At 39.8% G+C, this 16,271-nt stretch carries 14 protein-coding genes; 6 read left to right on the top strand and 8 right to left on the bottom strand.

The window, feature by feature from the left end; all coding sequences use genetic code 11:
- Nucleotides 1-37 precede the first annotated feature (37 nt).
- A complete protein-coding gene (locus EDC17_RS00495; protein ID WP_132775873.1) occupies nucleotides 38-748 on the bottom strand; it encodes an SDR family NAD(P)-dependent oxidoreductase in 711 nt (236 codons plus the stop codon).
- A gap of 6 nt (nucleotides 749-754) precedes the next feature.
- Entirely contained in the window at nucleotides 755-1,675 is a 921-nt protein-coding gene (locus tag EDC17_RS00490; RefSeq protein ID WP_132775871.1) for a lysylphosphatidylglycerol synthase transmembrane domain-containing protein, read from the bottom strand.
- Between the two features lie 168 nt (nucleotides 1,676-1,843).
- On the opposite strand from EDC17_RS00490, the gene EDC17_RS00485 reads away from it, so the two are divergent.
- Complete coding sequence (locus EDC17_RS00485; RefSeq protein WP_243645926.1) at nucleotides 1,844-2,410, top strand: hypothetical protein; 567 nt, start codon at nucleotides 1,844-1,846, stop codon at nucleotides 2,408-2,410.
- Between the two features lie 34 nt (nucleotides 2,411-2,444).
- Here EDC17_RS00485 and EDC17_RS00480 read toward each other — a convergent pair whose 3' ends face one another.
- Complete coding sequence (locus EDC17_RS00480; protein WP_132775869.1) at nucleotides 2,445-3,617, bottom strand: trans-sulfuration enzyme family protein; 1,173 nt, start codon at nucleotides 3,615-3,617, stop codon at nucleotides 2,445-2,447.
- A 256-nt stretch (nucleotides 3,618-3,873) separates the two neighbouring features.
- On the opposite strand from EDC17_RS00480, the gene EDC17_RS00475 reads away from it, so the two are divergent.
- The 5 genes from EDC17_RS00475 (at nucleotide 3,874) to EDC17_RS00455 (ending at nucleotide 9,499) form a co-directional block, all read left to right on the top strand.
- Nucleotides 3,874-5,721 carry an alpha-L-fucosidase gene (locus tag EDC17_RS00475; RefSeq protein ID WP_132775867.1) on the top strand — a complete coding sequence of 616 codons (1,848 nt, stop codon included), beginning with the start codon at nucleotides 3,874-3,876 and terminating at the stop codon, nucleotides 5,719-5,721.
- Between the two features lies 1 nt (nucleotide 5,722).
- Nucleotides 5,723-8,032 carry a glycoside hydrolase family 95 protein gene (locus EDC17_RS00470; protein ID WP_132775865.1) on the top strand — a complete coding sequence of 770 codons (2,310 nt, stop codon included), beginning with the start codon at nucleotides 5,723-5,725 and terminating at the stop codon, nucleotides 8,030-8,032.
- Nucleotides 8,033-8,291: 259 nt separating this feature from the next.
- A complete protein-coding gene (locus EDC17_RS00465) occupies nucleotides 8,292-8,747 on the top strand; it encodes a hypothetical protein (protein WP_132775863.1) in 456 nt (151 codons plus the stop codon).
- Nucleotides 8,744-9,208: a hypothetical protein gene (locus EDC17_RS00460; protein ID WP_132775861.1), complete on the top strand. Its 465-nt coding sequence runs from the start codon at nucleotides 8,744-8,746 to the stop codon at nucleotides 9,206-9,208. The genes EDC17_RS00465 and EDC17_RS00460 overlap by 4 nt, the downstream gene beginning before the upstream one ends.
- Nucleotides 9,209-9,265: 57 nt before the next feature.
- Complete coding sequence (locus tag EDC17_RS00455; protein WP_132775859.1) at nucleotides 9,266-9,499, top strand: hypothetical protein; 234 nt, start codon at nucleotides 9,266-9,268, stop codon at nucleotides 9,497-9,499.
- 131 nt (nucleotides 9,500-9,630) lie between these two features.
- Here EDC17_RS00455 and EDC17_RS00450 read toward each other — a convergent pair whose 3' ends face one another.
- The 5 genes from EDC17_RS00450 to EDC17_RS00430 form a co-directional block, all read right to left on the bottom strand.
- Nucleotides 9,631-10,647 (bottom strand): asparaginase, encoded by a 1,017-nt coding sequence (locus EDC17_RS00450; RefSeq protein ID WP_132775857.1) that lies wholly within the window; start codon nucleotides 10,645-10,647, stop codon nucleotides 9,631-9,633.
- 3 nt (nucleotides 10,648-10,650) lie between these two features.
- The gene (locus EDC17_RS00445; RefSeq protein WP_132775855.1) at nucleotides 10,651-11,433 is read right to left on the bottom strand and encodes a TatD family hydrolase; all 783 of its coding nucleotides are present in this window, start codon (nucleotides 11,431-11,433) and stop codon (nucleotides 10,651-10,653) included.
- A gap of 144 nt (nucleotides 11,434-11,577) precedes the next feature.
- Nucleotides 11,578-12,561, bottom strand: coding sequence for an FKBP-type peptidyl-prolyl cis-trans isomerase (locus EDC17_RS00440; RefSeq protein ID WP_132775853.1), 984 nt, complete (start codon nucleotides 12,559-12,561; stop codon nucleotides 11,578-11,580).
- Between the two features lie 19 nt (nucleotides 12,562-12,580).
- Nucleotides 12,581-13,591: a DHH family phosphoesterase gene (locus EDC17_RS00435; protein WP_132775851.1), complete on the bottom strand. Its 1,011-nt coding sequence runs from the start codon at nucleotides 13,589-13,591 to the stop codon at nucleotides 12,581-12,583.
- A gap of 48 nt (nucleotides 13,592-13,639) precedes the next feature.
- Nucleotides 13,640-16,258, bottom strand: coding sequence for a hypothetical protein (locus EDC17_RS00430; RefSeq protein WP_132775849.1), 2,619 nt, complete (start codon nucleotides 16,256-16,258; stop codon nucleotides 13,640-13,642).
- Between the last annotated feature and the right edge of the window lie 13 nt (nucleotides 16,259-16,271).

Raw genomic sequence — 16,271 nt, 5'->3', positions numbered from 1 at the left:
AGAGCGCGCGCCTTCTTCTGGCGCGCACTCTTATTTATTAGGGAGTCCTATTCGATACAGGTAGAATCTTTCCGTTATAGAATTTTGCTCCATTTTGGGCAAATTCGGCAACGTATCTTCCCATTTCAAAAGCTAAAGTATTAGCGTCGACGCCTGGGAATGCAGCCTCAAACATTTCTGTTTGTGAAGACCCGAGAGCCAGGCAATTTACTTTTATGTTTTTATCCTTAAACTCTTCTGCAAGGCATTCGGTAAGGACAGCAAGTGCACCCTTACTTGCCGAATAAGCGCTTAGTCCAGAAAATTTAGATGAGCCTTGATATCCGCCCATACTGCCGATGTTGACGATATGTCCACCTTCTGACATCAAAGGTACTATATGCTTAATCATATTTACATGCCCCAGTACATTGGTCTGTAACATATTAGCAAAGTCCTCGTAAGTACTTTCTAAGAAGGGCTTATTAATCAGCGCTCCTGCATTATTTATAAGGATGTCGACTTTATCAAATTTGGACTTTATAAAAGGTACCAATGAGTCGGGATAATTGTCATGTACGATATCAAATTGTGCGGGATAAAGTTTGCCGCCATCAAAATTCAAATCAGAAGCTATCTCGTGAAGGCGACGCAGTTTGTCTGCCGAACGCGCCAATGCAATCACGTTATTATCCTTATTTGCTGTCAAATCCAATACGGTTTCGAAGCCTATTCCACTGCTTGCTCCTGTGATTATAATATTTGCCATAAATGATTAATTTTCTTCGATTTTTTCAATTTCCTCTTCTACTTCGGCTGCTGAAGGCAGCTGTTTGGCACCCAAACGTTCGGGTCTAAAAATGTAGTATATGCCTGAGGAAGCCATCAGTAGAGAAATAATGTAGAAAAACAAACTTAGTAAGACTGCAGTGTGCTCGTTGATCTGTAGGTAACTTGCGCCATACAACATGACCAACTCCCGCAAGCCTACTCCTCCTCCGATAGATGGTATAATTGATACCAGTGAGGAAGCCAAAAATATGAGTAGATAAGGCGAAAATTTGCCTTGAAAATTCAGTGAATATAATATCAGAATCGCTGCTATTACTTGAAAACTCTGTACACCGATTGCCTTGATATGTGTAGGAATGAAACGCTTGGCGAAGTCTTTGAAAAAGGTGTGTAGAATAAAATAATAACTGGCTGTACCGAGGATGGCAGCAGATATGGTTAAATAATTAGGTATCGCCAATCTCGGCATGAATACGACCAGTCCACAGATGATGATGGCCAATGCCCATAGTCCGCTGAGCCGGTCAAAAAATACGGCACTCAATACTTTGCGGCCTTTGATTTGGTGTTCTTTTTTCAAGAAATACACTTTATACCCATCGCCGCCGATACCTCCCGGAAGGAAAAAATTGTACAGCAGCCCCAATTGGTATAATCTAAAATTGTATCGCTCCGATAGAAAGAGTTTGATGGCTTTAAAGAAGGAATTAAGCCGAGAAGATGCTATTAATTGCGAAATAGCATAACTACAAAAGGCTAGAAATAGATACCCCCAATTGCAATTTACCAAGGCGGTTTTTAATTCATCAAAATCGATTTTGCGGGTTACCCAATATAAAGCGCCGAGCGTGACCACGACTTTGAAAATGTTTTTGAGAACCTCCAGGGATTTATTCTTCTTCATTCTATACTTTTGCCTTGATTACAAATGTAAACAATCTCTACAATATTGATTCTTTTCATCTATAAAATTACTAGTGGTATGATTTTTGGATTAATTGACGAACTAGGTTGACAAGATTAATCTATATTTGTAGTACTAATATTCGTTAAAAGAAAAAACAATAATTAAATGATGCATAAACATATTCTTTCCTTGTTGTCACTTTTTACAGTGATAGCTTTATTATCTAGTTGTGGAGCACAACGCAAAGATGGTGGTTATAGTTCAGGTTCTTCTAATACAACTACGGCGCCATCCGGCCCGTCAGCTTCTCAATGGCGTAATGGTGTAAAAGGAACTTGGGTGTTAAATTCAGTAACTCGTCAAGATATTCCACAGTCATATACTGTAAAGAATATTTTTGATGAAGCTCCTGTAGATTGTTTTATTGGAAGTGTTTGGCATCTGCCTACCGGTAATTACAAAGGCAGTATTTCATTCAATGCTTCTGGTACATTATGTGCGACTGGAGCTGTACGTACTATTATTTGGTCTATTCACAATCCGGGAAATGGTGGTGAACCGGAATTTCAGTTTAAGAAATTATATGCAGGAGACAAAGCATCTAACGTAACCACAGGTTATCGATTAGGTCTTTCGTTTGCAGATGGTAATAGCCTAACCATGAAAATGCCTGTAGACTTGGATAATGGTTCTAGAGGTTACTTGATATTTAATTTCAGTAAACAAAATTAATAGCAAAAGCTCCGACATAAAATCGGAGCTTTTTTTATTTTGTGCTTTCTAAGGCTTGAAGAATATCTTCGATGATATCTTCTTTGTCTTCCAAACCTACAGAAAGACGAATCGTACCCGGTTTGATTCCTAGACTTTCCCGTTCATTATCCGTTAGTTTAGCATGTGTCGTTGTTGCGGGATGTGTCGCAATACTTCGCGAATCACCCAAATTCGAAGTGTAGCGAATCATTTCCAATTCATCGATAAATCGAAATGCTCTGTCTTTGCCGCCTTTCACTTCAAAAGTAACAATACCACCTCCGGCTTTCATCTGTTTTTTTGCCAGCTCATACTGCGGATGCGAAGGTAGAAACGGGTATATTACATTTTCAATTTCTGCATGTGTTTCGAGAGCTTGTGCTAATGCCAATGCATTCGAACAATGTCTGTCCATTCTCAATCCCAATGTCTCCAAGCTTTTGGATAGTATCCAGGCATTGAAAGGTGACATTGCTGGTCCGGTATGGCGAATAAAAAACATTAACTTATTGATGAGCTCTTGGTTACCAACTATTACTCCCCCCAATACACGTCCTTGACCATCCATATATTTTGTTGCCGAGTGGATGGACAGATCGAAGCCATATTTCAATGGTTTTTGTAGATATGGTGTCGCAAAGCAATTGTCTATAGCGAAGATGATTTGCGGATATTTCTTTTTCAGCTCACCTAGTTTTTCTAGATCATAAAGTTCCAGGCCCGGATTCGATGGAGATTCTAAGAATAAAATTTTCGTGTTGGCTTGAATCGCATTTTCCCATGCATCGATATCAGCAGTATTCACATAGGTGTGAGTGACACCCCATTTTGGAAATACTTGAGTCAGCAATTGGTGTGTAGAACCAAATATAGCTCTGCTCGATACGATATGATCACCAGATTCGATAAACGCAGCGAATGAAGCAAACACAGCAGCCATACCTGAGGCAAAAGCTAAGCCGGATTCGGCTCCTTCAAGCGTGGATACGCGCTTGATGAACTCCGTCGTATTGGGATTCGCATAGCGTGAATACACCATGCCTTCTTCTTCTTCCGCAAAAATTGCCCGCCCTTGCTCTGCACTTTCGAAAATAAAACTTGAAGTTAAATATAAAGGTACAGAATGCTCTCGAGTAGCCGACCGAGTGGCTTGTTCTCGAATTATTCTGGATTGATCTTTTTTCATAATGGTGATAAAGTTAAGAATTTGTTGTTTGAAAATTTGTTGATTTTCTTAAGAATTTTTGAAAATTATTAAATGTAATGCGCTGAATTTGATTCTTTTTCAAAAGTGGAGTTTATGCTGTTTGAATTTCTTTTCCTAAATGGCTATTATGGTTAACTTGGTGTAGTTTTAGGTTAATATAGTATATAGAAATCTTTGTAAATAGCCTTAATTTAGAAGTTGCAATTGATTATATTATTTAAACCCAAATAAACCTATGCGATTTTCACTCTCTTTATCTGCAGTATTATTAGGATTCATGAACGTAGTGGCCCAAGAACCCAAACCTTATGGGGCATTGCCTTCCGAGCGTCAGCTGCGCTGGCATGAAATGGAAATGTATTGTTTGATTCATTACACACCTACTACTTTTCAGGATAAAGAATGGGGATTTGGTGATGCGGAGCCAAGTATTTTTAATCCTGCAGCATTTGATGCTAACCAAATTGCACAGGCGGCTGCGAGTGCTGGCTTCAAAGGATTGATTAGTGTCGCCAAGCATCACGACGGATTTTGCTTATGGCCAACGAAGACCACCAATTATAACATAAGCCAATCTCCATGGAATGGTGTGCAAGGAGATATGGTAAAGGAATTTATGCAGGCTGCTCATCAGAATAATATGGCGTTCGGTATTTACCTTTCAGCTTGGGACAGGAATGATTTGCGATACGGCACGCCGGCCTATACCGATGCTTACCGTGCTCAACTGACAGAGCTGATGAGTAATTATGGCACATTGTTCACCTCTTGGCATGATGGCGCGAACGGCGGCGACGGTTACTATGGCGGTCGTAACGAGAAGCGAGTAATCGATCCTGTCACGTACTACGAATGGGAAGAAAAAACATGGCCTATTGTCCGCAAATTACAACCCAATGCAATGATTTTTTCGGATATCGGGCCGGATATGCGCTGGGTAGGAAATGAACACGGGCACGCTGCCGAGACATCTTGGTCGACCATAACACCGAAAGGACGCAATGGATTGAAGCCAATGCCGGGCGCGAGTACGGATGCTTCCAATTTGCCAACAGGAGACCGTAATGGTGCCTACTGGATACCGGCAGAATGTGATGTTCCTCAGCGGCCAGGATGGTTTTACCACCCTAGTCAAGATCATCAAGTAAAGACTCCCAATCAATTATTCGATATCTACCTTAAGTCTGTAGGCCGCGGAGCCAACATGAATTTGGGTTTGGCGCCTATGCCAGAGGGGATTCTTCACCCTAATGATGTCAAATCGCTGGCTGCTTTTGGTCGCAAAATAAAACATACCTTCGGTACCAATCTAACCAAAGGCGCTAAAGCTACTTCCACTCAGATGCGTGGAAACAATCCTGAATTTGCGGTAGCTAATATCCTTGATGAGGACCGATACAGTTATTATGCACCTAGTAATGCGGTCTTAAGCCCCGAAATTGAAGTCACCTTGGCGGAAGAAAAGGAATTTGACATTATCCGTTTACGAGAAAATATAAAGTTGGGTCAACGATTGGATTCGGTGATAGTAGAAGTGATGACAGATGGTCAATGGCAGAGGGCTGCTTCAGCGACAAGTGTTGGCGCTAACCGCTTAATGAAACTAGAAAAGCCGATCAAAGCCAAGAAATTGAAAATCAAACTTTACGCTCCCGTCGCGCCAACGCTAAGTGATTTTGCGCTATTCAAAGAATATGATGAAGAATTTTCATTTGATAATGTGATCAACGAACGTGCAAGAGCTTCATCCACAATCGTATCCACGCAACGGGTTTCAAAAGATGCTGTGCAGGAAGTGAATGCCGACGCGTTGGTCTTACAATTGAATGAGCCTATCTCATCCTTAGGTTATTTGCCCCGCCAAGATGGTAAAAAGGAAGGGATGGTGATGCGTTATGAGATTTTAGAAAGTAATGATGCAAAGAATTGGACAAAAGTCAAGACAGGGGAATTTGCTAATGTTCTTTCTAATCCTATCGAACAGATGGTGGATTTTGAGAAAAAAATCACTTCGAAATACATCAAATTTGTGGCGAAGGATCAAAAGGGTTTCAGCTTTAAGGAGATAAACACTTATAAATAATATGATGCGACTTCTTCTATTTCTTTTCTGGGCTCTTATCTATTTACAGGTGAATGGCCAAGACTTACGACTTTGGTATGATAAGCCCGCCACACGATGGGAAGAAACGTTGCCTTTGGGCAATGGTTGGATAGGGATGATGCCCAATGGTGGTATTTACGAAGAAAATATTGTTTTGAATGAGATTTCGATGTGGTCCGGAGGAGTGCATGATGCTAATAATTACAATGCATACAAACAGGTAAGTACTATTCAGGAGCTTCTATTTCAAGGGAAGAATGATGAGGCAGAAAAATTGGTTAATGCAAATTATGTATGTATTGGACCTGGTTCGGGACATGGACAGGGTGCCACAGTACCGTACGGTTGTTATCAGAATTTGGGATTTCTCAATATAAATTTTCTTCATCAACAAAAAGCTACCTCTTACCGTCGGGAACTGGATCTCAAAACTGCCATTGCGAAAGCTAGCTTCAAAATAAACGACACCACTTTTTCGCGTGAATATTTTACCTCGCAAGACAAGAATATTGGTGTTATGAAGTTTTCGGCAGACAAAAAGAAAGCTATCAGTGTGGCCATGCATTTTTATAGAGATGAAAATGTCCGTTCACATCAAGTTCAAGGCAATACTATTTTGGTACAGGGCACCCTACCCAATGGCATGGGTGGAGATGGTTTGCAGTTTGCTACAAAATTTTTAGTAGTCAAAAAAGGAGGCTCGATACTCAACTATGATAATCAGATTATCATAAAAGGTGCGGATGAAATCGTGGTTTATTATGCCGCATCTACAGATTACTATGGACACGATCCGTTGGAATATATAGAAAAGCAACTTGCGGGAAAGTTGGATTATGCTGCGCTGAAGAAGAAGCACTTGGCAAAATATAAAGAAGTATTTGATCGTGTAACCTTAAATATCAATGATCAAAACCCGCAGCATAACATACCTACTGATATACGGTTGTCGAATTTTTATGAAAATCCAGCTCAGGATAATGGATTGGCAACCTTATATTACCAATATGGTCGCTATTTGACTATTTCAAGTACAGCTCGTAATTCCGATAATGCTTTGCCTCCAAATCTTCAAGGTCTATGGGCACATCAGATACAGACACCGTGGAATGGTGATTATCATCTGAATGTGAATGCCCAAATGAACCATTGGGGGGTAGAGGTGAGTAATCTATCCGAATATCACAAGCCTTTTATCCAATTGATCAAGAGGTTGGCAAAAGAAGGGGAGAAAACTGCGCAAGCCTATTATAATGCACCGGGCTGGGTAGTATATATGATGACAAATGTGTGGGGCTATACCGCTCCTGGTGAAAATGCTTCATGGGGTTCCAGCACGGCGTCAGGTTGGCTGTGCAATCATATCTGGGAGCATTATCAATTTACGCAGGACGAAGAATACCTCAGAGAGGTGTATCCCATACTGCGAGCAGCCGCCAAATTTTATAAACATACATTAGTTCGGGATCCAAAATCAAATTATTTGGTGACATCTCCATCCGTGTCCCCGGAAAATGGTGTTATACTGCCCAATGGCAAACAAGCATCTGTGGTCATGGGCCCAACGATAGATAATCAGATTGTTCGTGAGCTGTATATGTCTGTAATAGCAGCAGATTCTATTTTGGTGTTGAATGACACCTTTTCCGGCCAGCTTAAAGAAGATTTAAATCAGCTTCCCCCACCCGTGGTTATCAGCCCTGACGGACGGGTCATGGAGTGGCTCGAGGATTATAAGGAAAGTGAGCCACAGCATCGTCACGTGTCACACTTATACGGGCTTTATCCGGCGCCATTTATCTCGCCTATATCGACACCCGCATACGCTTCGGCAGCTAAGAAGACTCTTGAAGTACGAGGGGATGGAGGTACGGGATGGTCTCGTGCTTGGAAAATATTGTTTTGGGCAAGATTGCATGATGGCGACCATGCCTTGGAGATTTTGCGTCAATTGCTGAAGCCTGCCCTTACACCCGAAGGAAAAGTTTCAGCCGGTACTTATCCCAATTTATTCTGTGCACATCCTCCGTTTCAGATTGACGGAAATTTTGGTGGATCTGCAGGCATTGCCGAAATGTTGATACAGAGCCATGAAAATTTTATCCATCTATTACCTGCACTTCCGAATAATTGGAAAGATGGGGAGGTAAGAGGGTTGCGGGTAAGAGGGAATATGACAGTTGATATTAAATGGAAAAATAATGCGGTGCTAGACTATAAAATCCATGGTCAAAAAGGTACTCCCGTGCAGGTGCTTATAAATAATAAATACCAGAATAAAATTATTTAAATCAATATTTGATATTTATAGTTAATAATATTATCTTAGATGTAACACGATATTTATGAACATCTAAGATATTATTATAATGAAACGTCTTATCTTAACCAGTTATAGACTTTCATTATTATTATTTTAGCTATTTCGTGTAAAAAAGATATCAGCCTCGATGAACAGAATGAAATAGTCTATCCAGTAAATTTTACGTTTACTAATTTTAAGGCTTCTACAAGTTTTCTGAAGAACGCTTCAACGAAAGCAAATCGTTATGCTAACGCTTCCAATCCGGCTAAATATAGCGAAGGGAAACTTTTGGAGTTTTAACAATGAGACCTTAACTCCAGATATCAAGTATAGTAACTATGCAAATCCATCCATTACAGTCAATAATGGAATCGTACCGACAAGTTTTGGGGCAGGCTTTGTATATGAAGAATATGCTGCAGGCAAAGCTGTCAACTTCTTAGGGCCTCGTGAGATACTTATCAAATTTCCAATTAAAGAAGTTCTTTCGATTAAACGCCTCGGTTTTGACGTCACAGGCTCAGCCACCGGCCCCAAGGATTTTGAGCTTTATTACAGTTTGGATGAAGGCGATAACTACCAGACCATCGAGCTGGTGAATCAATTTGTCAATGTAGCAGCTAATTCCAAAAGTTCTTTTACTTATGATCTTGAGAGTTTAAATCTTCGGGTGATGAATTGTGGTTCAAAATGGGGATGAAAGCAGGAGATCGAGGTACAGGAAGCGCTTATAATGAATATTCAGGCACACTTCGTATTGACAATCTCCATTTGATCGGCTCAGCACCCACGTCCAATACATCTTTTGTCGTCAATAAATTGCATTATTTTCTCTTCCATGTAGATCGCCCAGAGATCACGAAACAAGGAATAATACAGGATGCAGAAAACCCTTCTTTGGAATTGGAATTGCCCACAGGAGATTATAAAGTATTCTTTGTATGGAATAGTTCTGAGGAAGAATTAATACTGCCGAATACTGCATCCTCGGCAAATGAACTGTACACAGTAACTATTTTTTCGAATCGACATGCTGAAATATATGGCTATATGGGCGATTTGGAAGTCAATAGCAACATGACATCTAACATTGTGCTGCAGCGGCTCTATAGCCAGGTTAAAATCGAATTTACCGACGCCTGGGATTTGTCACATATCTAAAAAATAGTCATCAAGCAAGAGCATGAACCTTTCTTTTTTAGCCCGTTCAACAGCAGTATGGTCAATCCAATATTAGATCAGAGCAGTGTGGAGGTGGAAGATGATTTTCAACTGAATAAGCAGATCGTATTCAATCAATTTATGGGTTTATTGAGTGAGACTAAACCTATACAGTACTCCGTAGAAGTATATGACGATACGGGTATAATTAAAACTTTAGGATTGAGCAGTGCTTTAAAAAATAATATACAATTAGTATTTATAGGTAAATTACTCGACGATGTAGAGTAGGGGTGGGATTTCAAATCACTAAAAATGAAAATTGGGATAATGAAAATGAAATAGCGTTCAGATTTATAGTGATTGATTTTCAAATAGAGGAAAATGCTTTTTTGCAAATTCCTCTATTTTTATTTCAGCAGTTAGTCATTAATTGTGAGTTCACCACGTAAATCCTTTTCGACCCAGTATGCTACAGCATCTTGGTCTGCTAATTCACCTTGCAGGTACATGAGCTTGGTTACAGCAGCTTCGAAAGTCATGTCATAGCCGTTGAGGACGCCAATAGCTTTTAGTCCTTGGCTCGTTTCGTATCTTCCTAATTCTACTGAACCCACCTTACATTGCGAGATGTTAAGGATATTTTTGCCTTGTCGTATGGCGTCGCTCAACAAGTCCAAAAACCATTTTTCGGTGGTTGTATTGCCCGAACCAAAAGTCTCCATGACGATAGATCGTGCATCCGCATTCAATATAGCCTGTATAGTCGAGGGGCTGATTCCGGGGAATAATTTGAGTACAGCCACTCTATTGTCCAGATGATTATGAGAAATAAATTCTTTCTCTGAATTATTCACCAAGGCATCAAAATTATACTTCAGATGAATGCCCGCTTCAGCAAGCACGGGATAATTAGGGGAGCGGAATGCTTCAAATTTGGCGGAATTGTATTTAAATGACCGATTGCCGCGAAACAATTTATTGTCGAATAAAATACAAACTTCTTGGACAACAGCTTTGCCATTATGTTTGGCACTGGCGATTTCTAGCGCAGTCATCATATTTTCGCGTGCATCCGTACGGATCTCGCCGATGGGCAATTGGGAGCCAGAAAATACGACGGGTTTTTGTAATCCTTCCAACAGAAAGCTTAAAATAGAGGCTGAGAATGCCATCGTATCCGAGCCATGGAGTATGACAAATCCATCATAATTTTCGTAATTGTCTCGAATCAGTTGCGCCATTTCTATCCATATAGCAGGACTCATATTGGATGAATCGATGATAGGGTTGAAGGAATGAACTGTCAATTGATAATTCAGCCGACTTAAATCAGGCAGATTCCGTTGGATCAACTCGAAGTCAAAGGGCACAAATGTGCCTGTGTCATCTTGTACCATCCCAATGGTGCCACCTGTGTATATGATGAAAATATTCATGCTTTATATGCCAAAAACTTGTTTTGAATTCTTTGTTGTTATTCTTGCGACTTCATCAATACTAATCTCATGCAGGTCCGCGACTTTTTGAGCTACATGTAGCAAATACGCGCTTTCATTCTCCTTGCCTCGATAGGGCGAAGGGGCCAGATAAGGAGAGTCCGTTTCAAGCACCAAATGCTTCAGATCGAGATCTTTAACGACAAGATCCAAACCTGCTTTTTTGAAGGTGACTACACCTCCGATACCCAATTTGAAGCCTAAATTAATTGCACGATTTGCTTGTTCTAAAGTGCCTGTAAAGCAATGAAAGATGCCAAACAACTTATCATCCTGCATCTCTTCCAACACCTCAAATATTTCATCAAAAGCTTCACGACAGTGAATATCAATAGGAAGACCTAATGCTTTGGCCCAATTGATTTGTGTGCGAAAAGCATCTTTTTGCCATTCCAATGTGCTCTTATCCCAGTATAAATCTATCCCTATTTCACCAATAGCATAAATTTTATGTTGCGCTATTGCTTTTTCGATTTCATCAAGCTCCGTTTTGTAATTCTCCTTTACGCTGCAAGGATGCAATCCAAGCATGGGGTAACACATATTTGGATAGGTACTGACGGTTTCCATCACCTGCGCGATAGATTCACTTTCTACGTTAGGAAGGAAAAGACGTTGTATATTATTAGTCACACATCTATCGATTTGTTCTTGCATTTTAGGCGAGCCCACGTGATAATATATGTGCGTATGCGTGTCGGTAAGGATTTCTACTGGAACTGTCATGATGATTTCTGCTACAAAAATACTAATTTGTCAAAAGAGTAGGGCTTATAAAATCAAAAAATACGATTTTGATAACAAAATCGTATTTTAATTTTTAATCTTATAATATTGTTGTTAATATATTATATATTAATTGTTTTTTGATTATGGTTGGACAGGTGTCGGTGTCTGAGTAGGAGCACCAGCCACTGGAGCTTGACCTTTGATAATGTCTACCAATTCTACATCAAAAATAAGTGGAGCGTACGGAGGGATACCACCTTGAGGTGCACCATTAGAACCGTAAGCTAAGCTAGAAGGGATAATTAATTTCGCTTTACCACCTTTGTTCAATAATTGAAGACCTTCTACCCAAGCAGGGATAACTGGATCAACACCTAGAGCAAATTTGATTGGCTCATACGTACGCATAGGATTCGCTGGAATGTTTTCTTTATCCGCTACTTCTTTCACTGATGTATCGAAAACTTTTCCGTGAACTAGACGACCTGTGTAGTTTACCATTACTGTATCACCGATAGCTGGTTTTGCGCCTTCACCTTGCTTTTCAATTACGTACTGTAAACCTGAAGCCGATTTTTTAGGCTCTAATTTGTTTGATTTTACGTAAGTATCGATTTTACCCGCTTCCGCTTTCTCCAAACCACCGATTAATTCTTTGTAGTAATTATCTAATTGCACGTGTGCTACCGAATCAGGTAACTCTGCTTTTTTGAAGTGTTTTCTAACTTTTACTGTGAATGTTAAGTAATGATCTGCAATAGGAAGTTTTGGTTGACCCGATTTTGCAGCCATGGTATCCAAGTTAAGACGGAATATAGCGCTATCACCTTCTCCTAAGTGTTTAAACATAGAAGAGTAGCTACCTTTGTAGTTACCAGGGATTGAATCCGGTACGATTTGTACGTATTGAGGAAGTCCTAAGTCGTATGTGCTTTGGATTAGGGAGTCATTTCTATCTGAAGTAACTACCATGTCCACGAACAAATGGTCGCCATCTACAGCTTTTGCACCACCTTCATCCTTTACGATTTTGTATTCAAGACCACCGTCTCCTTTTTTAAAATTTTGGCATGAAGTAGTGAAAATACCTACTGCAGCAGCTAATAAAAATAATGATTTTTTCATTTTATTGATTAATACTTATTTACTGTGTTAAAATTTCTGAGTATTCAGGTAAAATTGATTTAAATTTATTTACAACCGATGATAATTCTTCTGAGGAGCTGCCTCCTGAAGCATTTAAGTGTCCACCGCCATTGAAATATTTCTTACATATCTCATTACAAGGGATTTCACCAATCGAACGCAAAGATAGTTTAATTAATTCGGTTCTGTCAACAAATAATGCTGCCAGTCGGATACCTTTGATCGAAAGGGCATAATTTACTAACCCTTCGGTGTCGCCCGTAGAGATTTGAAATTGAGCCAAATCTTCTTTCGAGATTGCAAAAAGCGCGGTGTTATATTCGGGAATGACTTCCAAACAATTCAATAAACAATAGCCTAAAAATTTTAAGCGACGTTCGGTCGAACTATTATAGATTTGCTCATGAATCTCCCAATTGCGTGCTCCGGCGTCGATCAGGCTTGCTATGATATGATGCACAGCGGAAGTAGTCGAGCGGAAACGAAACGAACCTGTGTCGGTCATAATGCCAGCATACAGACAAGTCGCGATATCGGCATCGATTTGATCAGCAGATTGACATCTCTCCGCGATGAAAGTATAGATTAATTGGGCGGTAGCCGCAGCATTGGAATCCCAATACATCAAGTCCGCAAAATCTTCAGGATCTAAGTGGTGATCTATCATCCATTTTTGGCCGGAAGCAGCAGCAATAATAGGTTCCAAGATATTGGTCCGTGATAAAGCACTATAATCAAGACAAAAGATAATTGCCGCCTCTTCAATTAATTTTACGGCCAATTCGGGGTTTTCGGGATAAGAAATTACATCCTGACGGCCTGGCATCCAATCCAAAAATGTAGGAAAATCAGAGGATACCACTATCGATACCTCATGATTGTTTTTTTTGAGCCAATGGTATAATCCTAATGAAGAACCCAGTGCATCACCATCGGGTTTGTGGTGTGTAGTAATGGCTATTCGTGTAGGTTTGGTCAGTAATTGTAAATTCTCTTCTCCTTGTAACATATCTTTATTAAGAATACAAACGTACAAATAATTAGTTTCTACCTCAAATTATTTTTGATGCTTGAATGCATACAATTTCTTATCTCTTCGCATACACAAAAGATAGGTTTCGCTATTGTAATTAATCCCTCCGTAATAGAATAAAGGCTGACCTTCTACGGGAAAACCATCCAGCACCGCTCCATTGTCACCAAAAAGATACAACAGATTGGATGCCTTGGAAGCGACACCTATAAAATAGTCATTGGAGGTTCTATTCTTAAAAAACTGCGGCTTGTTGTCTATATTTCGAGTGAAATAATGCTCAAACTGCAATTGCAGTGAATCTTCATTGTTATATACTTTTAATTGATTTTCATTTAATAAAATCAATTCTGGAAATGCTCTTCCGGAGATCTGTCTGAAACCTGTCCAGAATTTGTTCTTTAACTCTTCTAATTCCCATCTGACATGTGAAGTTCCTTCTCTACTGCGGTACACCAAACCATCATCCACTACAGCTTGTACTTTTAGGTTTGAAAAGTCCATAATAGATTGAACTTTACTATCGGAGGGGATTTTCTCTGTCGAAGTAGTTTTTCCTTTGTCATTCAGCCAGATTATCGTGCCGTTATCCGTACCAAAAAGCACTTCGTTTTTTTGTGTCAAAATTAAGTTTGTCGTGATGCGCTGCGATATATTTTCTGAATCCCAGTCTGTGTATCTATTGCCTTCCATGGTATAGGCGTAGATCGAATTCGCTGTAGGCACCAAAATAATTTCTTGATCATTGGTATTGAATAGGGTGGGTTCGAATAGAGGTTCATTCGGAATTCCAGTCGAAAAACCTTTCAGATTCTTGCCGTTGGTATCCAGGCGGTATAGACGACTTCGGTCCGTAACTAATAGGATACTGCGGTCAGCGAGTTGTTGTATCTCTCCGACAATACGGCCTGCAATTATTGTAGACCATAGTTTGTTTCCCGAAGGATGTATAGCATGTAGTGTGTGATCCAACTCTTGGATTAGAATCATCTGGCTGGTGTCCGAATGCTCGAATACATACGGTGCCGTAATCGCTCTATCCTCCAGCTGATAAGTCCATGTTGGCGTACTTCCTAATGCATTTTTGCTTTTGTATAAGGCATATACTTGAGAAGAGAAGTTTCCATTATTACCGGACAACTGCAATGACCAGGAGTAAAAATCTTGATAGCCGTAATTCTCTTTATTTCTGAATTTCTTTTGGTAATGAATGGGGAGAGAATACAAAATCTTGGAAAAAGAATTTTTGTTGTGCACAAATAGTGTAACATTGGCTTCATTCCCTTGCAGTTTTTCAAAGTTTTTGAAACCTAATGTTCCCGTCAATAAATCTTTGCGACGAAAATTGTTGATATAATTCTGAAGTTCATTTCGCGAATTTGCAACTACCATTACATCATCTACACGGCTTACATAAGGACGGGTATGGTATTTAAAGACTTCTCCATATAGTGCATACAGCACATTCGCATTTCTGAATCGGAAAATATCCTCTCCTTCATGTTCCAAGATCCGGTTTTCAATATGCTTCCACCGAGCGGTATCTGCTATTCCGATGAATCCAACATGCACTTGATTCGTTTGCTCGACCAAGGCAAAATTATGCTGCAATACATGAGAAAGTTTACCAATCGACGAGCTGCTGTCGGCTAGATTTTGAAAAGTGGATTCAAGCTTTTTGAATTCTTCACGCGCCTCAAAATATTGTTTTAAGTCGGCCTCAAATTTCGCGTAATTGCTGATGCTGTATTCCATGAATACAGCTGTATTGGAAGGGAAATAATTGTAAAGTCTCTGCGTCTTCTTCGTTTGATTGCGGAAAAGCGCAATGTAGTTGCCTTTTGAATTATCCACCTCACTTTCACCCGTAAGCATAAGGGCATCTTGCTTGAAATTGATATTCCACGCGGACTGCCCCTGTAATCCAACAAATTGATCGGAAAATATTCCTTTTTCACGCTGCTGGAAATGTTTGACTACAGCACTGTAGTTTTGATGTGGGAAAAACACACTCAGGGGCGTATTCCTTGAACTATGTTGAATGAAGTAATCGATCTGCTTTTCGCTAAGTTTAGGGATAGATTTATTCAACACAGCGAGTATAATGTCTTTGGAATATGAAGCAAATAGTACCTGCTGGTAATATGTGGCGTATAGCGTTGTATCAGGCGTACCAAAGCTGAAAGCCGTGATTCTTTCGCTTAAGGTATCTATCGTCTGTATTTTGTAGTTCGCGCTATAGGCATTCATTAAGTTATTGACGTCACTTTCACTAATATTTTGTGCGGTAGGCACCGTAAATAGCATGTGTAAGGAGTCCGCATGGGGATGAAAAGAGAGAAATACATCTTGGCCTTCAATGAATTCATATAGAGCCTCGTGACGTAAAATTTGATTTTTATATCTTTTAATGAGCTCCATTTCTTGATGACCTAATAAGGCATCGAATAGATCAAAATCTTTAAAAATATTGTCGGTGATTTCGTCATTCTTAATAGAGGCGATCAAATACGTATTGTCTGGAAGATATTTTAGGGGTTTTAGGGTACTATGTTGTTCTTTATTGATATCGCGGAAATAAAATATCGATGCCGCAATGACTCCAACAAACAACAGTACCGTAACAATAATCGTATTCCTCATTTTACAAACCTAA

Source organism: Sphingobacterium alimentarium (assembly GCF_004342685.1).
Classification (GTDB): Bacteria; Bacteroidota; Bacteroidia; order Sphingobacteriales; family Sphingobacteriaceae; genus Sphingobacterium; species Sphingobacterium alimentarium.
The sequence above is the reverse complement of the archived record's forward strand: the minus strand, read 5'-3'. Positions and strand labels throughout refer to the sequence as shown.

Coding starts and splice junctions, on each gene's coding strand:
- EDC17_RS00450 (WP_132775857.1), bottom strand. CDS start 10,647: ATGAATATTTTCATCATATACACAGGTGGCACCATTGGGATGGTACAA.
- EDC17_RS00455 (WP_132775859.1), top strand. CDS start 9,266: ATGGTCAATCCAATATTAGATCAGAGCAGTGTGGAGGTGGAAGATGAT.
- EDC17_RS00485 (WP_243645926.1), top strand. CDS start 1,844: ATGATGCATAAACATATTCTTTCCTTGTTGTCACTTTTTACAGTGATA.
- EDC17_RS00475 (WP_132775867.1), top strand. CDS start 3,874: ATGCGATTTTCACTCTCTTTATCTGCAGTATTATTAGGATTCATGAAC.
- EDC17_RS00430 (WP_132775849.1), bottom strand. CDS start 16,258: ATGAGGAATACGATTATTGTTACGGTACTGTTGTTTGTTGGAGTCATT.
- EDC17_RS00470 (WP_132775865.1), top strand. CDS start 5,723: ATGATGCGACTTCTTCTATTTCTTTTCTGGGCTCTTATCTATTTACAG.
- EDC17_RS00490 (WP_132775871.1), bottom strand. CDS start 1,675: ATGAAGAAGAATAAATCCCTGGAGGTTCTCAAAAACATTTTCAAAGTC.
- EDC17_RS00445 (WP_132775855.1), bottom strand. CDS start 11,433: ATGACAGTTCCAGTAGAAATCCTTACCGACACGCATACGCACATATAT.
- EDC17_RS00495 (WP_132775873.1), bottom strand. CDS start 748: ATGGCAAATATTATAATCACAGGAGCAAGCAGTGGAATAGGCTTCGAA.
- EDC17_RS00440 (WP_132775853.1), bottom strand. CDS start 12,561: ATGAAAAAATCATTATTTTTATTAGCTGCTGCAGTAGGTATTTTCACT.
- EDC17_RS00460 (WP_132775861.1), top strand. CDS start 8,744: ATGAAAGCAGGAGATCGAGGTACAGGAAGCGCTTATAATGAATATTCA.
- EDC17_RS00435 (WP_132775851.1), bottom strand. CDS start 13,591: ATGTTACAAGGAGAAGAGAATTTACAATTACTGACCAAACCTACACGA.
- EDC17_RS00465 (WP_132775863.1), top strand. CDS start 8,292: ATGCTAACGCTTCCAATCCGGCTAAATATAGCGAAGGGAAACTTTTGG.
- EDC17_RS00480 (WP_132775869.1), bottom strand. CDS start 3,617: ATGAAAAAAGATCAATCCAGAATAATTCGAGAACAAGCCACTCGGTCG.